Source organism: Streptomyces griseosporeus (assembly GCF_014656055.1).
GTDB lineage: Bacteria > Actinomycetota > Actinomycetes > Streptomycetales > Streptomycetaceae > Streptomyces > Streptomyces griseosporeus.
Genome location: NZ_BNBR01000005.1, coordinates 712,231 through 728,577 on the forward strand (window position 1 = coordinate 712,231; position 16,347 = coordinate 728,577).

At 72.7% G+C, this 16,347-nt stretch carries 17 protein-coding genes; 14 read left to right on the forward strand and 3 right to left on the reverse strand.

The genetic code is table 11. The annotated features are described in order from the left end of the window. Positions 1 to 26: 26 nt before the first annotated feature. Positions 27 to 698, forward strand: coding sequence for a response regulator transcription factor (locus IE308_RS26355; protein ID WP_190219786.1), 672 nt, complete (start codon positions 27 to 29; stop codon positions 696 to 698). A gap of 40 nt (positions 699 to 738) precedes the next feature. Next, positions 739 to 1,368 carry an AAA family ATPase gene (locus tag IE308_RS26360; RefSeq protein WP_190219787.1) on the forward strand — a complete coding sequence of 210 codons (630 nt, stop codon included), beginning with the start codon at positions 739 to 741 and terminating at the stop codon, positions 1,366 to 1,368. Between the two features lie 85 nt (positions 1,369 to 1,453). Here the strand turns inward: IE308_RS26360 and IE308_RS26365 are convergent, their stop codons facing one another. Further along, complete coding sequence (locus tag IE308_RS26365; protein WP_190219788.1) at positions 1,454 to 2,557, reverse strand: DUF5937 family protein; 1,104 nt, start codon at positions 2,555 to 2,557, stop codon at positions 1,454 to 1,456. Positions 2,558 to 2,718: 161 nt separating this feature from the next. Between IE308_RS26365 and IE308_RS26370 the strand changes: the two genes are divergently transcribed. Next, complete coding sequence (locus tag IE308_RS26370; protein ID WP_190219789.1) at positions 2,719 to 2,934, forward strand: hypothetical protein; 216 nt, start codon at positions 2,719 to 2,721, stop codon at positions 2,932 to 2,934. 93 nt (positions 2,935 to 3,027) lie between these two features. Here IE308_RS26370 and IE308_RS26375 read toward each other — a convergent pair whose 3' ends face one another. After that, positions 3,028 to 4,212: a threonine aldolase family protein gene (locus IE308_RS26375; RefSeq protein WP_229909113.1), complete on the reverse strand. Its 1,185-nt coding sequence runs from the start codon at positions 4,210 to 4,212 to the stop codon at positions 3,028 to 3,030. 182 nt (positions 4,213 to 4,394) lie between these two features. Here IE308_RS26375 and IE308_RS26380 point away from each other — a divergent pair, with 182 nt between their 5' ends. From IE308_RS26380 to IE308_RS26425, 10 genes are all read left to right on the forward strand, one after another. Next, on the forward strand, positions 4,395 to 5,354 hold the full coding sequence (locus IE308_RS26380) for a Rossmann-like and DUF2520 domain-containing protein (RefSeq protein WP_110629574.1): 960 nt from the start codon (positions 4,395 to 4,397) through the stop codon (positions 5,352 to 5,354). After that, entirely contained in the window at positions 5,351 to 6,343 is a 993-nt protein-coding gene (panC, locus tag IE308_RS26385) for a pantoate--beta-alanine ligase (RefSeq protein WP_190219791.1), read from the forward strand. The genes IE308_RS26380 and panC overlap by 4 nt, the downstream gene beginning before the upstream one ends. Then, on the forward strand, positions 6,340 to 8,052 hold the full coding sequence (locus IE308_RS26390; protein WP_110629576.1) for an L-aspartate oxidase: 1,713 nt from the start codon (positions 6,340 to 6,342) through the stop codon (positions 8,050 to 8,052). The genes panC and IE308_RS26390 overlap by 4 nt, the downstream gene beginning before the upstream one ends. Next, positions 8,049 to 9,032, forward strand: coding sequence for a carboxylating nicotinate-nucleotide diphosphorylase (gene nadC, locus IE308_RS26395; RefSeq protein WP_110629577.1), 984 nt, complete (start codon positions 8,049 to 8,051; stop codon positions 9,030 to 9,032). The genes IE308_RS26390 and nadC overlap by 4 nt, the downstream gene beginning before the upstream one ends. Before the next feature lie 5 nt (positions 9,033 to 9,037). Further along, positions 9,038 to 9,835, forward strand: a complete 798-nt coding sequence (locus IE308_RS26400; protein ID WP_110629578.1) for a type III pantothenate kinase — start codon at positions 9,038 to 9,040, stop codon at positions 9,833 to 9,835. Between the two features lie 175 nt (positions 9,836 to 10,010). Beyond that, positions 10,011 to 10,694: a hypothetical protein gene (locus tag IE308_RS26405; RefSeq protein ID WP_190219865.1), complete on the forward strand. Its 684-nt coding sequence runs from the start codon at positions 10,011 to 10,013 to the stop codon at positions 10,692 to 10,694. Positions 10,695 to 10,754: 60 nt separating this feature from the next. Then, a complete protein-coding gene (locus IE308_RS26410; RefSeq protein WP_190219792.1) occupies positions 10,755 to 10,934 on the forward strand; it encodes a hypothetical protein in 180 nt (59 codons plus the stop codon). Positions 10,935 to 11,101: 167 nt separating this feature from the next. Next, complete coding sequence (locus IE308_RS26415) at positions 11,102 to 11,506, forward strand: BlaI/MecI/CopY family transcriptional regulator (protein WP_110629581.1); 405 nt, start codon at positions 11,102 to 11,104, stop codon at positions 11,504 to 11,506. A gap of 9 nt (positions 11,507 to 11,515) precedes the next feature. Then, a complete protein-coding gene (locus IE308_RS26420; protein WP_110629582.1) occupies positions 11,516 to 12,064 on the forward strand; it encodes an amino-acid N-acetyltransferase in 549 nt (182 codons plus the stop codon). Between the two features lie 232 nt (positions 12,065 to 12,296). Beyond that, complete coding sequence (locus tag IE308_RS26425) at positions 12,297 to 12,632, forward strand: histone-like nucleoid-structuring protein Lsr2 (RefSeq protein ID WP_110629583.1); 336 nt, start codon at positions 12,297 to 12,299, stop codon at positions 12,630 to 12,632. On the opposite strand, the gene IE308_RS26430 is transcribed toward IE308_RS26425, so the two are convergent. Continuing rightward, entirely contained in the window at positions 12,611 to 13,342 is a 732-nt protein-coding gene (locus tag IE308_RS26430) for an SCO3374 family protein (protein WP_190219793.1), read from the reverse strand. The genes IE308_RS26425 and IE308_RS26430 overlap by 22 nt on opposite strands. Before the next feature lie 430 nt (positions 13,343 to 13,772). On the opposite strand from IE308_RS26430, the gene IE308_RS26435 reads away from it, so the two are divergent. After that, positions 13,773 to 16,298, forward strand: coding sequence for an ATP-dependent Clp protease ATP-binding subunit (locus IE308_RS26435; protein ID WP_110629586.1), 2,526 nt, complete (start codon positions 13,773 to 13,775; stop codon positions 16,296 to 16,298). Positions 16,299 to 16,347: the final 49 nt, after the last annotated feature.

A 16,347-nucleotide genomic window follows, 5' to 3' on the forward strand; every position in this document is an offset into this window, starting at 1 on the left:
CCGCCACGGACACGGAAGAGGACCCGATGACGATCCGCGTGATGCTCGTCGACGACCAGGTGCTGCTGCGCACCGGGTTCCGGATGGTGCTCGCCGCCCAGCCGGACATGGAGGTCGTCGCGGAGGCGGGCGACGGCGTCGAGGCCCTCCAGGTGCTGCGCGCCACCTCCGTCGACGTCGTGCTGATGGACGTGCGCATGCCGAAGCTGGACGGGGTGGAGACCACCCGCCGCATCTGTTCCGAGCCGGACGCCCCCAAGGTGCTCATCCTGACCACCTTCGACCTCGACGAGTACGCCTTCTCCGGCCTGAAGGCGGGCGCCTCCGGCTTCATGCTCAAGGACGTGCCGCCCGGTGAGCTGCTGGCCGCGATCCGCGCCGTGCACAGCGGGGACGCCGTCGTCGCGCCGTCCACCACGCGCCGCCTGCTGGACCGGTTCGCGCCGATGCTGCCGAGCACCGGCAAGGAGCCGCAGCACAAGGAGCTGGAGCGGCTGACCGAGCGGGAGCGCGAGGTGATGATCCTGGTCGCCCAGGGCCTGTCCAACGGCGAGATCGCCGCGCGGCTGGTGCTGTCGGAGGCGACGGTCAAGACCCACGTGGGCCGCATCCTGACCAAGCTGGGCCTGCGCGACCGGGTCCAGGTGGTCGTCCTCGCCTACGAGACCGGCCTGGTCCGGGCCGGCGGACTGGGCTGAGCGCTGCCCTGGGGTGCGCGGCCGTCGGTAGGGTCTGCGCATGCTCCTGTGGATCAACGGCCCTTTCGGGGGCGGCAAGACACAGACCGCACACGAGATCCAGCGCCGGCTGCCCGGCAGCGTCGTCTGCGACCCCGAGCACGCCGGCTTCGGCCTGCGCCGCATGCTGCCGCCCGGCCTGCGCGGCGACTTCCAGGACCTGGCCTCCTGGCGGCAGGGCGTGGTGGAGGTCCTCGACCTCGCCCTCACCCACCACGACGGCGTGGTCATCGCCCCTATGACCGTCACCGACTCCGGGTACTTCGCCGAGACGGTCGGCCGGCTGCGCGAACTCGGTCATGACGTACGGCACTTCACGCTGCTCGCCGAGCGCGAGACCGTACTGGAGCGGTTGCGGGAACGGGGATTCGGACGGCTCCTGAAGGCCGCGGCCGGGAAGAACGCGGGCCGGCGGGAGAGTTGGGCCGTGCGGCAGCTCGACCACTGCCTGGAGCGGCTGCGCGAGCCGGAGTTCGCCGAGCACCTGTGGACCGACCACTCGACCGTCCCCAAGACCGCCGACCGGATCGCCGTCCTGGCCGGCCTGACCCTGCGCCCGAACACCGAGGGCCGCCTCCGCACCCGGCTGCGGCAGGCGGGCGTGGGGCTGCGGCACATACGGTTCGACTGAACCAGGGCATACGAGTCCGGGGTGGCGCCGTCGGGGGACCAGCCGACCGGGGCCTGCACTGCGTCGTGGGGACACCCTCGACGGCTCAGCGCAGGACGCCCTCGATGAAGTCGCTGCCCAGGCGGGCCACCGCCGACAGGTCCAGCTGGTGCTGGGCATAGCGGCCCCGGCGGCGCGTGGTGACCAGCCCGGCCTTCTTCAGCACGCTGAGGTGGCGGGATATCTCCGGGGCCGACATGCCGTGCGCGTCGGCCAGCTCGCTGGTGGTGTGCGGGGCGCGCGCCAGATGACGGCACAACCGCATCCGCACCGGATGCGCCAGCGCGTCCAGGCGGCGCGTGAGCTGCTCGACGGTCGGGGCCTGCGGGCGCGAGCCGCTGACCGGATAGGTGAGGGCCGGCTGCCAGCCGAACCGGTGCAGCACCATCAGATGCGGCCGGCCGAGGCTGGTCGGGACGAGGACGAGACCGCCGTCCCCGGTGGCCGTGTGCCCCTCCATGATCTTGTCGACCGTGATGAGACCGGCCGCCTCGTCCAGCGTCACCGCGCCTGACACGGCGGCCAGCGCCTCCTTGAGGCCCTTGCGGCGCAGCAGCTCGGTCTTGTGCCGGGCGTCCGCGGCGAGCTGCGGCTGGATCCGCGCCCAGGTGTCCGCGAAGAACGCCTCCTCGCAGTCCCGCAGGAGCTGCCGCAGCCAGCCCCGCACGGCCGGCGGATCGGTGAGCAGCCGGCGCGTGAACCGCTCCTGGACGCTGCCGCGCGCGGCGGCGAGTTCCAGCGCGCGCTGCCGCAGCGCCGGGTCGGCGAGCGGGCCGGGCTCCGGCAGGTCGTACCGCAGCTGGCAGGTGAACTCCAGGGCGGCGTTGACGAACTGCTCGTCCGTCAGCTTGTCCAGCAGGTCCAGTTCCTCGGCGAGCGTGGCACCCGGCAGGGCGCGCCGGCCGGGGAGGCCGGCGAACGGGGCGAAGACGTCCGAGAACGTCGTCCGCCACAGGAACTCCGCCTCGCACAGCCGGTCGGCCAGGTCCGGCTCCAGCCGGGTGGAGACCGCGGTCACCCAGCCCTGGAGCTGCGGATGGTGGCCCGGCTCGCTGAGCGCGTGCAGGGCCATGCCCAGCTCGGCGAGGGGCGAGGGCACGACGGAGATCCGCTCCGGCGGCAGGCCCGCGATGTCGATGCGCACGCTCATGCCCCCATGGTGCACCCCGCCACCGACAACGCCCCCGTCGTTTGACGCCGCCCGTCAATCGACGGGACATGCCGGGTGACCAGGAGCAACCTGGAGCCCCCGGGGCAGCCGCGGAGCCTTCCGGAAACCACCCACCCCGTTGCGGAAGAGGCCAACCCGTCATGAGCGTCACCCAGCAGTACCTCCTCGACGTCCACCGCGCCCGGCGGCTGGGCGAGCCCGCCCCGCCCGCGCCCGGCCTGAACGACTGGCAGGTCGTGCGCGAACTGCGCGACCGGCGCCGCTTCGAGGCGGTCCTGGCCGGCCGCCCGGCCCGCGGGCGGCTACGGCACACCCTGCGCCGGTGGCTGCACTGGCGACCCCAGCCCGGTCACTGACGGGCGGCCGTAGCCGGGTCATTGACAGGCGGCCGTAGCCGGGTAACTGACAGGCGGGCCCGTTCCGGTCACCGACAGGCGGGCCCGTCCCGGTCAGCGACTGTCGGCGGGCAGGCGCCCCACGAAGTCCGCGACCGCCGCCCGGACATCGGCGGCGGTCCACTCCAGGCCGGCGGCCCGGATGCCGACCTCGGTGAAGGAAAGCCCCGGCCCGCCCCGCGACCAGGCGCCCGCGAACAGCAGCGTCCCGGTCTCCTCGGCCTGGCGCACCGCGGCCTCCTCCAGGACGTCGGCGTCGTACGGCAGCCACACCTGGAACTCGTGGGTGTGCGGCACCCGCGGGTGCACGCGCGCCCACGCCGGGCCCGCCTCGGCGAACCCCTCGCGCAGCGCGGCGGCCACCACGCGCGCGTGGGCGACGTACTCCGGCAGCCGGGGCAGTTCGCGCTCCAGCCCGATCAGCGCCGACAGCACCGTGGGGAACTGCTGGAAGACCATGCCGCCGTACCGGTGCCGCCAGGCCTTCGCCTCCTCCACCAGCGTCCTCGGACCGGCGAGCGCGGCGCCGCCGAAGCCGCCGAGGGACTTGTAGAACGACACGTAGACGCTGTCCGCCAGGCCCGCGATCTCGTCCAGGGGGCGGCCGAAGTGCGTGGTCGTCCCCCACAGGCGCGCGCCGTCGAAGTGCACCACCGCATCGCGCTCCCGCGCCGCCTCCACCACCTCGGTGAGCTCCTCCCAGGAGGGCAGCACGAAACCGGCGTCCCTGAGGGGTAGTTCCAGCATCAGCGCGCCGAAGGGCTCCTCGAAGGACCGCACCTCCTCGGCCGTCGGCAGCCGCGGCTCGCTCGTCACGCGCACCGGGCGCAGGCCGCTGACCGTGCTGAACGCGTCCCGTTCGTGCACCTCCGGGTGGGCCAGCGCGTGCAGCGCGACCACCGGGTTGCCGGTGCGGCCCGCCCAGCAGCGCAGCGCGATCTGCTGCGCCATGGTGCCGGTCGGGAAGAACGCGGCCGCCTCCGTGCCCAGCAGCGCGGCGACGCGCTCCTCCAGGGTCTCGACGATCCGGTTGCCGTACATGTCCGGCGGCTGGTCCAGGTCGTACACCTGGGGTGCCGCCTCCTGGAGCAGCTCCAGCCGCTCGCGGACGGTGCCGCGGAAGCCGCCGCGGGTCAGTGCGCGCCGCGCCTGCTGGTAGGCGGCCCACCGCCGCTCCTGCAAGGTCTTGTCCGCCGTCCGCCCCGCGGGGTCGCCGCCGTGGTCCTCGGTGTCGCTCATGCGGCGGATCATGCCGTGTGCCGTGCGGCGCGGGCACCCGGGTTTCCGATCCCGGGCCGTACGCCCGGACGTGCGAAAGCCCACAGCCTGTGGACAACCGGACGCCGCCCTGACCGATAGCGTTAACATGACGAGAAATCGTCCGGTACCCCGAGCGGACTGGAACGGAAGGCCGCCGACGCGTGAGTACAAGCCAACAGCCAGATCCCAGGGACCGCCCCGCGCGGCTCACCGTCGGCGTCGTCGGCGCCGGACGTGTGGGCCCCGCGCTCGCCGCGTCCCTCCAGCTCGCCGGGCACCGCCCGGTCGCCGTCTCGGGGGTCTCGGACGCCTCGCGGCGACGCGCCGCGCAGATGCTGCCCGACGTGCCGCTCGTGCCCCCCGCCGAGGTGCTCCAGCGCGCGGATCTGGTCCTGCTGACCGTCCCCGACGACGCGCTGCCCGGCCTGGTCGCGGGCCTCGCCGAGACCGGCGCCGTACGCCCCGGGCAACTGCTCGTGCACACCTCCGGGCGGTACGGCGCACGCGTCCTCGACCCCGCCGTGCGCGCGGGCGCGCTGCCGCTCGCGCTGCACCCGGCGATGACCTTCACCGGCACCCCCGTCGACGTGCAGCGCCTGGCCGGCTGCTCCTTCGGCGTCACCGCGCCCGAGGAGCTGCGGCTGGCCGCGGAGGCCCTCGTCATCGAGATGGGCGGCGAGCCCGAGTGGATCGCCGAGGAGCGCCGCCCGCTCTACCACGCGGCGCTCGCCCTCGGCGCGAACCACCTGGTCACCCTGGTCGCGCAGTCGATGGAGCTGCTGCGCGAGGCCGGCGTCGAGGCCCCCGACCGGATGCTCGGCCCGCTCCTCGGCGCCGCCCTCGACAACGCCCTGCGCTCCGGCGACGCCGCCCTGACCGGCCCCGTGGCGCGCGGCGACGCGGGCACGGTCGCCGCCCATGTCGAGCAGCTGCGCAGGCACTCGCCGCAGACCGTCGCCGGATACCTGGCGATGGCACGCGCGACCGCCGACCGGGCACTCGCCCACGGACTGCTGAAGCCGGAACTCGCCGAGGACCTGCTGGGCGTCCTCGCCGACGGGACCGGAAGCGGCACCTCTGCAACCGACGGCAGCGACGGCACCGAAGGGGATGCCCGATGACCACCACCCTGCTGCGCACCACCGGCGAACTCCACGCACGCGCGCGTACCGGCCGCCGTGCCGTCGTGATGACCATGGGCGCCCTGCACGAGGGCCACGCCACCCTGGTCCGCACCGCGCGCGAGATCGCCGGCCCGGACGGCGAGGTCGTCGTCACCGTCTTCGTCAACCCCCTGCAGTTCGGCAAGGGCGAGGACCTGGACCGCTACCCGCGCACCCTGGACGCCGACCTGAAGGTCGCCGAGCAGGCCGGCGCCGACGTCGTCTTCGCCCCCGCCGTGGACGAGGTCTACCCGGGCGGCGAACCCCAGGTCCGGATCAGCGCGGGCCCCATGGGCGAGCGGCTGGAGGGCGCCTCCCGCCCCGGCCACTTCGACGGCATGCTCACCGTCGTCGCCAAGCTGCTCCACCTCACCCGTCCCGACGTGGCGCTCTACGGCCAGAAGGACGCCCAGCAGCTGGCGCTGATCCGCCGCATGGTGCGGGACCTGAACTTCGGCGTCGAGATCGTCGGCGTGCCCACCGTGCGCGAGGCCGACGGGCTGGCCCTGTCCAGCCGCAACCGCTACCTGTCCCCGCAGGAGCGGCGCACCGCGCTCGCCCTGTCCCGCGCCCTGTTCGCCGGCCGCGACCGGCACGCGGCGCAGGAGGCGCTCGCCGCACGCGCGCGTGAGGTGCCCGCCACGCACGCGCGTGCCGAGGCCCTGAGCGCCATCGGGGAGTCCCGCGCCGCCGCCGACGCCCACGCCGTCGCCAAGGCCTCCCCGGGCGGCCCCGCGGCCGTACGCGCCGCCGCGCGGGCCGTCCTCGACGAGGCGGCCCGCCTGGACCCGCCGCTCGAACTGGACTACCTCGCCCTCGTCGACCCGTCCGACTTCACCGAGATCGGGGCCGACTTCACCGGCGAGGCCGTCCTCGCCGTCGCCGCCCGGGTCGGCACGACCCGGCTGATCGACAACCTTCCCCTCACCTTCGGAGCCGCCTCGTGACCAGCACAGGCATACGACTGCACGCGCCCGCGCCCGGGTGGTCCATCGACGCCGACGTGGTGGTCGTCGGCTCCGGCGTCGCCGGCCTGACCGCGGCCCTGCGCTGCGAGGCGGCCGGCCTGAACACCGTCGTGGTCACCAAGGCCCGCCTCGACGACGGCTCCACCCGCTGGGCGCAGGGCGGCATCGCCGCGGCCCTCGGCGAGGGCGACACCCCCGAGCAGCACCTGGACGACACGCTCGTCGCGGGCGCGGGCCTGTGCGACACCGAGGCCGTGCGCACCCTCGTCACCGAGGGCCCCGGCGCCGTACGGCGGCTGATCGCGACCGGCGCCCACTTCGACGAGTCCTCCGAGGGCGGTCTCGCGCTCGGCCGCGAGGGCGGCCACCACCGGCGCCGTATCGCGCACGCGGGCGGTGACGCGACCGGCGCGGAGGTCTCCCGGGCGCTCGTCGAGGCGGTCCGCGCGCGCGGGCTGCGCACCATCGAGAACGCGCTCGTGCTGGACCTGCTCACCGACGCCGCCGGCCGCACCGCCGGCGTCACCCTGCACGTGATGGGCGAGGGCCAGCACGACGGCGTGGGCGCGGTGCACGCGCCCGCGGTCGTCCTCGCCACCGGCGGCATGGGCCAGGTCTTCTCCGCGACGACCAACCCGTCCGTGTCCACCGGCGACGGCGTGGCGCTCGCCCTGCGCGCCGGCGCGGAGGTCTCCGACCTGGAGTTCGTCCAGTTCCACCCGACGGTGCTCTTCCTCGGCCCCGAGGCCGAGGGCCAGCAGCCGCTCGTCTCCGAGGCGGTCCGCGGCGAGGGCGCCCACCTGGTCGACGCCGACGGCGTGCGCTTCATGCTCGGGCAGCACGAACTGGCCGAGCTGGCGCCCCGCGACGTCGTCGCCAAGGGCATCCTGCGCCGCATGCAGGAGAAGGACGCCGAGCACATGTTCCTCGACGCCCGGCACTTCGGCGCCGAGATGTGGGAGCAGCGCTTCCCGACGATCCTCGCCGCCTGCCGCGCCCACGGCATCGACCCCGTCCACGAGCCGATCCCGATCGCCCCGGCCGCCCACTACGCCTCCGGCGGCGTCCGCACCGACTCCCACGGCCGTACGACGGTCCCGGGTCTGTACGCGTGCGGCGAGGTCGCCTGCACCGGCGTGCACGGCGCCAACCGGCTCGCCTCCAACTCCCTGCTGGAGGGCCTGGTCTACGCCGAGCGCATCGCCGCGGACATCGCGGCGGGCCGCACCGCCGAGGCCCTGCACGCGCGCGTACCGGAGCCGGTGTCCCACCCGGAGCGCCCCGCGCACCCGCTGCTCGCGCCGGAGACCCGGTTCGCCGTCCAGCGGATCATGACCAACGGCGCGGGCGTGCTGCGCTCCGCCGAGTCCCTCCGCAAGGCCGCCGAGCAGCTCCAGCAGCTGCACGCCGAGGCGCGCGACGCGCTCGACGAGAACGGCAAGACCGCCGAGCCGGGCGTGGACACCTGGGAGGCCACCAACCTGATGTGCGTGGCCCGCGTCCTGGTCGCCGCCGCCCTGATGCGCGAGGAGACCCGCGGCTGCCACTGGCGCGAGGACCTGCCCGAGCGCGACGACGCCCACTGGCGCCGCCACATCGTCGTACGGCTGAATCCGGACCGCACCCTGGCCGTGCGCACCACGGACACCGCAGACTTCCCCCCGACCCAGCGTCCCCAGGAGCAGTGACTGAAGTGAGCAACGACCTTCCCCTCGTGCCCAGCGGCGGCTGCGGCGACGGCTGCGGCTGCGGTGCCGACGGCGACGAGGAATACCTGGAGTGCGGCCTCGACCCCGCGCTCGCGCAGCTCCTGGCCGACGCCGGCCTCGACCCCGTGGAGGTCGAGGACATCGCCAACGTGGCCATCCAGGAGGACCTGGACCACGGCGTGGACGTGACGACCGTCGCGACCATCCCGGAGGACGCCGTCGCCACCGCGGACTTCGTCGCCCGCGAGGCGGGCGTCGTGGCCGGGCTGCGGGTCGCCGAGGCGATCGTCTCCGTGGTGTGCACCGACGAGTTCGAGGTCGAGCGGCACGTGGAGGACGGCGACCGCGTCGAGGCCGGGCAGAAGCTGCTGTCGATCACCTCGCGCACCCGCGACCTGCTCACCGCCGAGCGCAGCGCGCTGAACGTCCTGTGCCGCCTGTCGGGCATCGCCACCGCCACGCGCGCGTGGGCGGACGCGCTGGAGGGCACGAAGGCGAAGGTCCGCGACACCCGCAAGACGACGCCGGGCCTGCGCTCGCTGGAGAAGTTCGCGGTGCGCTGCGGCGGCGGCGTCAACCACCGCATGTCGCTGTCGGACGCGGCCCTGGTCAAGGACAACCACGTGGTCGCCGCGGGCGGCGTCGCGCAGGCCTTCAAGGCCGTACGGGAGGCCTTCCCGGAGGTGCCGATCGAGGTCGAGGTGGACACGCTGCACCAGCTGCGCGAGGTCGTCGACGCGGGCGCGGACCTGATCCTGCTGGACAACTTCACGCCGGACGAGTGCGCCGAGGCCGTCGGCATCGTCGGCGGCCGGGCCCTGCTGGAGGCCTCCGGCCGCCTCACGCTCGACACCGCGCGCGTATACGCCGAGACCGGCGTGGACTACCTCGCCGTAGGCGCCCTGACCCACTCGTCGCCGATCCTGGACATCGGCCTGGACCTGCGCGAGGCGGAGTAAGGGCGATGCTCCTCACGATCGACGTGGGCAACACGCACACCGTCCTGGGCCTCTTCGACGGCGAGGACATCGTCGAGCACTGGCGGATCTCCACCGACGCGCGGCGCACCGCCGACGAGCTGGCGGTCCTGCTCCAGGGCCTGATGGGCATGCACCCGCTGCTCGGCGACGAGCTGGGCGACGGCATCGACGGCATCGCCATCTGCGCGACCGTGCCGTCGGTGCTGCACGAGCTGCGCGAGGTGACCCGCCGCTACTACGGCGACGTGCCGGCCGTGCTGGTCGAGCCCGGCGTGAAGACGGGCGTGCCGATCCTGACCGACAACCCCAAGGAGGTCGGCGCCGACCGCATCATCAACGCGGTCGCGGCGGTCGACCTCTACGGCGGTCCGGCGATCGTCGTGGACTTCGGTACGGCGACGACGTTCGACGCGGTCTCCGCGCGCGGGGAGTACGTCGGCGGGGTCATCGCGCCCGGCATCGAGATCTCGGTGGAGGCGCTGGGCGTCAAGGGCGCCCAGCTGCGGAAGATCGAGGTGGCGCGGCCGCGGAGCGTGATCGGCAAGAACACGGTCGAGGCGATGCAGGCCGGCATCGTGTACGGCTTCGCCGGGCAGGTCGACGGCGTGGTCAGCCGGATGGCGCGCGAGCTGGCGGACGACCCGGACGACGTGACGGTGATCGCGACGGGCGGACTGGCGCCGATGGTGCTGGGCGAGTCGTCGGTGATCGACGAGCACGAGCCGTGGCTGACGCTGATCGGGCTGCGGCTGGTGTACGAGCGGAACGTGTCGCGGATGTGAGCCCGCCCGGGGCCGCGGCCGGGCGAGAGTGGGTCGCGGGCCGCGGCGCCGGTGAATGCCCGGCGTGCTGCCGGGCGGGTGGTCGGGGCGTGGCGCAGCCGTACCTTGTGTCGGTTTTGTCTGATTAGCGCGTATGGTCGCGTGCATGCCCACGCCATACGGATCCCGCGGCGGCATGGCGTTCGGCGTGGAGGAGCTGCGTGTGCTCCGCCGCGCCCTCGCCCTCGCCCTTCACCCCGGTACCGCCTCAGCCGAGGACGTCCAGGACTGCCTCAGGCTCGCCGAGTCGCTCGACGAGGCGGTGCGGGAAGGGGCCAGGATGCGCGCCTTCCTGGTGGCCGACCTCGGCCGCTACCGCGCCGCCCTGCCCGGCACCGCCGCCGGTTACCTCACACTCCTTCAGGAGGCGCTGGGCGCCGGATACCGGCCGGTCGCGGACGACCTCGCCGCGCTGCGGGCGCTGCGCGGCAACCCCACCGCGGCCGCCCTCCTCGACCGCTGCCAGATCCTCGCCGAACAGGACGTACGCGCGCGCCTGGCCCGCGGCGCGGCCCGCACCGCACCGGACGCGGCCGAGGCGGCTCCGGGAGCCCCGCGCGCGGTCCCGTTCGTGCCCGCCTCGCGCACCCGCCTGCTGGCCCTCCCCGGCGGCCTCGCGGCCGACCGGCCCGACCGGGACCGCGGCCCCGAGCGACAGCCGGCCGACAAGCCCGGCCCCGTACCCGCGCCCGCTCCCGCCCCCGCCGCGCCGAAGCCCGCGCCCGCCCGGCGGCCCGTGCCCACCCCCGGCGAGGTCTTCCCGCGCCGCAAGCCGGCCCCGCCGCCGGCGCAGCCGTCCGAGCGGCGCGCCGCGGGCTGAAACGCCCACCCCGCCCCACCCCGCACGAAATCCCCCGCCCCGCGTGGCTACTCTTGAGCCATGGACTACGTCTCCGCGCTCGTGCCCCCCGTCGTCATGGCCGTCTTCTTCGTCGGCGTGATCCGGGTGATCGTGAAGACCCAGGGCGGGGCCAACAAGGCCAAGGAGGACGCGGCGGTCGACGCCGCGCTCGCCCGCGCCGAGGGCACCCGCCAGGCCACCGCCGGCACCGACGCCTGACCCGGCGCCGGGGCCCAGGGCCGGTCTCGAAGGGCGTACGACGACGTCGTACGCCCTTTTTGGTCCCATTTGGCACTGAACGTGCACGTCCGGCACGCCAATGCCGACTTCTCCCAGTACTGTGCTGAGGTGTGCCTCGCCCATTGGGAGAACTCGAAGACGCGGTCATGACGCGGGTGTGGAAGTGGAACCGCCCCGTCACCGTTCGAGAAGTCCTGGAAGACCTTCAGCAGGAACGGTCGATCGCCTACACCACGGTCATGACCGTTTTGGACAATCTCCATCAGAAGGGCTGGGTCCGCCGCGAGGCCGAAGGCAGGGCCTATCGATATGAGGCCGTCTCCACCAGGGCCGCCTACGCGGCCGCGCTGATGAACGACGCCTGGGCGCAGAGCGACAACCCCGCCGCCGCTCTCGTCGCCTTCTTCGGCATGATGAGCGAGGAACAGCGGCAGGCCCTGCGCGACGCACTGCGCATCGTCGGCGACGGCGAAACGACACCCGAACCTGCACCCGCCGGGGAAGGCGCGGAGGAGAACCCCGGCTCGGCATCCGGGGGCGGCGGGCGATAGCGTCCGCTCATGTCAGCAGAGAGCCCCTCCGCCGAGAGCACCGAAGCCACCGCTAAAGCCATCACCGTCCGGCGGGCCCGCACCAGCGATGTCCCGGCCGTCCGCCGACTCCTTGACGCGTACGTCCGTGACGGCATCCTGCTCGACAAAGCGACCGTGACCCTTTACGAGGACATCCAGGAGTTCTGGGTCGCGGAACGGGACGACAACGCCGAGGTGGTCGGCTGCGGCGCCCTGCACGTGATGTGGGAAGACCTCGCGGAAGTGCGCACTCTCGCCGTGAAGCCCGGCCTCAAGGGGGCCGGCGTCGGTCACCAGGTGCTGGAGAAGTTGCTGCAGACCGCGCGCTGGCTGGGCGTTCGCCGCGTTTTCTGTCTGACCTTCGAAGTCGACTTCTTCGGCAAGCACGGCTTCGTGGAGATCGGCGAGACGCCCGTCGACACCGATGTCTACGCGGAGCTGATGCGTTCCTATGACGAGGGCGTCGCGGAGTTCCTCGGCCTCGAACGAGTGAAGCCGAACACCTTGGGCAACAGCCGGATGCTTCTGCATCTGTGATCGCCGAGGACGCCCGGCTATTCCACGGACCGCCCCTGCCCGGGTTCCCTATGTCCGAAACGCGCATGTTTCCGGTCGGGGGTCCGGGTCCGGTCTCCGTCGGGGGTTTGTGTTTTTCCAGCAAAAGCGGTTTGCTTTCCGACGTACTGCAGTACTGCATATAACAGGGGGCGGCGAATCGGCGGACGCCGCGGACCCCAGGCCCCTCACGTTATCGATGAAAGGAAATCCGGTGGCACAGAAGGTTCAGGTCCTTCTTGTCGACGACCTCGACGGCGGCGAGGCGGACGAGACCGTGACGTTCGCGCTGGACGGCAAGACCTACGAGATCGATCTCACGACCGCCAATGCGGACAAGCTGCGCGGCCTTCTTGAGCCCTATGTGAAGGGCGGTCGTCGCACCGGAGGCCGCTCTTCTGGCGGGCGCGGAAAGGCGCGTGCCGCTTCCGGCGGCAACCAGGACACCGCGGCCATCCGCGCCTGGGCGAAGGAGAACGGCTACGAGGTCAACGACCGCGGCCGAGTTCCGGCGTCCATTCGCGAGGCCTACGAGAAGGCCAACGGCTGAGCGCACGCGCTCCGCAACCGGATCCGGTGGCACTGTGTGGCCACCGTCTCCACCAGCCGTGCGAGATCAGGGGCGCCCTCATGGCCCCCGAGCGCCGTCAGTGACGGCAGCGAGGCCTCGACCTCGTACCCCGGTACGGGGGGCCGCAGCCATACGGCGGCCCCCTGCGACGTGCCCGTCGGGCGCAGGGCCGGCGTCCCCGGTTCGGGGGAGCCGGACGCCGCCCCGGGCCCCGAGGGGACGGGCGGCGCCGAACGCGGCGCCCGCGCGCCCTCGTCCGCCGCGAGGCCCGGCCCCGCGCCGGGCGCACGCGGGGCGCACACGCGCGGCCCGGACCGCGCGGGCGGCAGCGGCGCCTGCAGCGTCGCCCCCGCGCCCAGGGCCGTCAGGTCCAGCGGCAGGCCGCCCCACTCCAGCCACTCCAGCAGGCCCGGCAGCTCCTCCGCGCTGCCCGCCGCCACCAGCAGGGCCATCCGGTCGCCCCGCACGGCCACCGGGCAGCCCGGCGGCAGCCGCCTGAGCGCCGCGCGGCCCGCCTCGGCCGGCACGTCCAGGACGTCGAAGCGCACGCCCAGCGAAAGTCGTACCGGCTCGCCGGGCACCGTGGGCCACGCCAGTTCGTTCTCGTACCAGCGCCGGACCTGATCGCTCGCGTCGAGCGGCCGGCGGGGAAGGGGGACCGTGGGCCATGGGGGGACTGCGCCAACCATGCCAAGCGCAACAGCCGGAAAGCCCTCCGGGTTACGCTGGGTGGTCCGGTGTGTGCGCAGAGTGGCGGAAAAGGGGGCGTTCGGGGGTGCCGGGAGGCGCAAGGTTGTTCGCCCGTAGCGGAGCCCACCGGTGTACGCGGCATGGAGTGTCCGTGACGGCGGGTAAGACATCCCTAGTGGGAGGGGGCGACACGCAGGGCAGGCCGTCTCACGTTCGCCATCGGCGTACTGGCGACTGGGGTATCTGCCTGGCCTGCGGGAACATCGTCTCGCACCATCGGGTTGGAGCAGATGTCGGCGTTCGGGGTCAGGAGGCCATCGACGGTGTCGGCAGTTGGAATGAGCGGTCCCCGCTTGCGGGACTAAGCTGCGGAAGGACAGGGAGGGGAAGTTCCCCTTACTGCCTGACCGCTCTGAGGAGCGATTAACGATGTTCGAGAGGTTCACCGACCGCGCGCGGCGGGTTGTCGTCCTGGCTCAGGAAGAAGCCCGGATGCTCAACCACAACTACATCGGCACCGAGCACATCCTCCTGGGCCTGATCCACGAGGGTGAGGGTGTCGCCGCCAAGGCCCTTGAGAGCCTCGGGATTTCGCTCGAGGCGGTCCGCCAGCAGGTGGAGGAGATCATCGGCCAGGGCCAGCAGGCGCCGTCCGGTCACATCCCCTTCACCCCCCGTGCCAAGAAGGTGCTGGAGCTCTCGCTCCGCGAGGCCCTTCAGCTGGGCCACAACTACATCGGCACGGAGCACATCCTGCTCGGCCTGATCCGCGAGGGCGAGGGCGTCGCCGCCCAGGTCCTGGTCAAGCTGGGCGCTGATCTCAACCGCGTGCGGCAGCAGGTGATCCAGCTGCTCTCCGGTTACCAGGGCAAGGAGACCGCCGCCGCCGGCGGCCCTGCGGAGGGCACCCCCTCGACGTCCCTGGTCCTCGACCAGTTCGGCCGGAACCTCACCCAGGCCGCTCGTGAGTCCAAGCTCGACCCGGTCATCGGGCGCGAGAAGGAGATCGAGCGGGTCATGCAGGTGCTGTCCCGCCGTACCAAGAACAACCCGGTGCTGATCGGTGAGCCCGGCGTCGGCAAGACCGCCGTCGTCGAGGGCCTCGCCCAGGCCATCGTCAAGGGCGAGGTGCCCGAGACGCTGAAGGACAAGCACCTCTACACGCTGGACCTCGGCGCGCTGGTCGCCGGCTCCCGCTACCGCGGTGACTTCGAGGAGCGCCTGAAGAAGGTGCTCAAGGAGATCCGCACCCGCGGCGACATCATCCTGTTCATCGACGAGCTGCACACGCTGGTCGGTGCGGGTGCCGCCGAGGGCGCCATCGACGCCGCTTCCATCCTGAAGCCGATGCTGGCCCGCGGTGAGCTGCAGACCATCGGTGCGACCACGCTGGACGAGTACCGCAAGCACCTGGAGAAGGACGCGGCCCTGGAGCGCCGCTTCCAGCCCATCCAGGTCGCCGAGCCGTCCCTGCCGCACACGATCGAGATCCTCAAGGGTCTGCGCGACCGGTACGAGGCCCACCACCGCGTCTCCATCACCGACGAGGCGCTGGTCCAGGCCGCCACGCTGGCCGACCGGTACATCTCGGACCGCTTCCTGCCGGACAAGGCGATCGACCTGATCGACGAGGCCGGTTCCCGGATGCGCATCCGCCGGATGACCGCGCCGCCGGACCTGCGCGAGTTCGACGAGAAGATCGCCGCCGTCCGCCGGGACAAGGAGTCCGCGATCGACTCGCAGGACTTCGAGAAGGCCGCCTCCCTGCGCGACAAGGAGAAGCAGCTCCTGGCCGCCAAGGCCAAGCGGGAGAAGGAGTGGAAGGCCGGCGACATGGACGTCGTCGCCGAGGTCGACGGCGAGCTGATCGCCGAGGTCCTCGCCACCGCCACCGGCATCCCGGTCTTCAAGCTGACCGAGGAGGAGTCCAGCCGCCTGCTCCGCATGGAGGAGGAGCTGCACAAGCGGGTCATCGGCCAGAACGACGCCGTCAAGGCGCTGTCGAAGGCGATCCGCCGTACGCGCGCGGGTCTGAAGGACCCCAAGCGCCCGGGTGGCTCGTTCATCTTCGCCGGCCCGTCCGGTGTCGGTAAGACCGAGCTGTCCAAGGCGCTCGCCGAGTTCCTCTTCGGCGACGAGGACGCGCTGATCTCCCTCGACATGTCGGAGTTCAGCGAGAAGCACACCGTCTCGCGTCTCTTCGGTTCGCCCCCCGGCTACGTGGGCTACGAGGAGGGCGGCCAGCTGACGGAGAAGGTGCGCCGCAAGCCGTTCTCGGTCGTCCTCTTCGACGAGGTCGAGAAGGCCCACCCGGACATCTTCAACTCGCTGCTGCAGATCCTGGAGGACGGTCGCCTGACCGACTCCCAGGGCCGGGTCGTGGACTTCAAGAACACGGTCATCATCATGACGACCAACCTCGGCACCCGGGACATCTCCAAGGGCTTCAACCTGGGCTTCGCCGCCCAGGGCGACACGAAGACCAACTACGAGCGCATGAAGAACAAGGTCTCGGACGAGCTCAAGCAGCACTTCCGCCCCGAGTTCCTCAACCGCGTCGACGACGTGGTCGTCTTCCCGCAGCTGACCCAGGACGACATCCTGCGGATCGTCGACCTGATGATCAGCAAGGTGGACGAGCGCCTGAAGGACCGGGACATGGGCATCGAGCTCTCCCAGTCCGCCAAGGAGCTGCTGTCCAAGAAGGGCTACGACCCCGTGCTGGGCGCCCGGCCGCTGCGCCGCACGATCCAGCGCGAGATCGAGGACAGCCTGTCGGAGAAGATCCTCTTCGGCGAGCTGCGCCCCGGTCACATCGTGGTCGTGGACACCGAGGGCGAGGGCGAGTCCCAGACCTTCACCTTCCGCGGTGAGGAGAAGTCGGCCCTGCCCGACCTGCCCCCGGTGGAGCAGGCTGCCGGCGGCGCCGGTCCGAACCTGAGCAAGGACGCGTAAGCGTCACGGATCCCGAAAGGGGGCCGGCGCCTTTGGGCGCCGGCCCCCT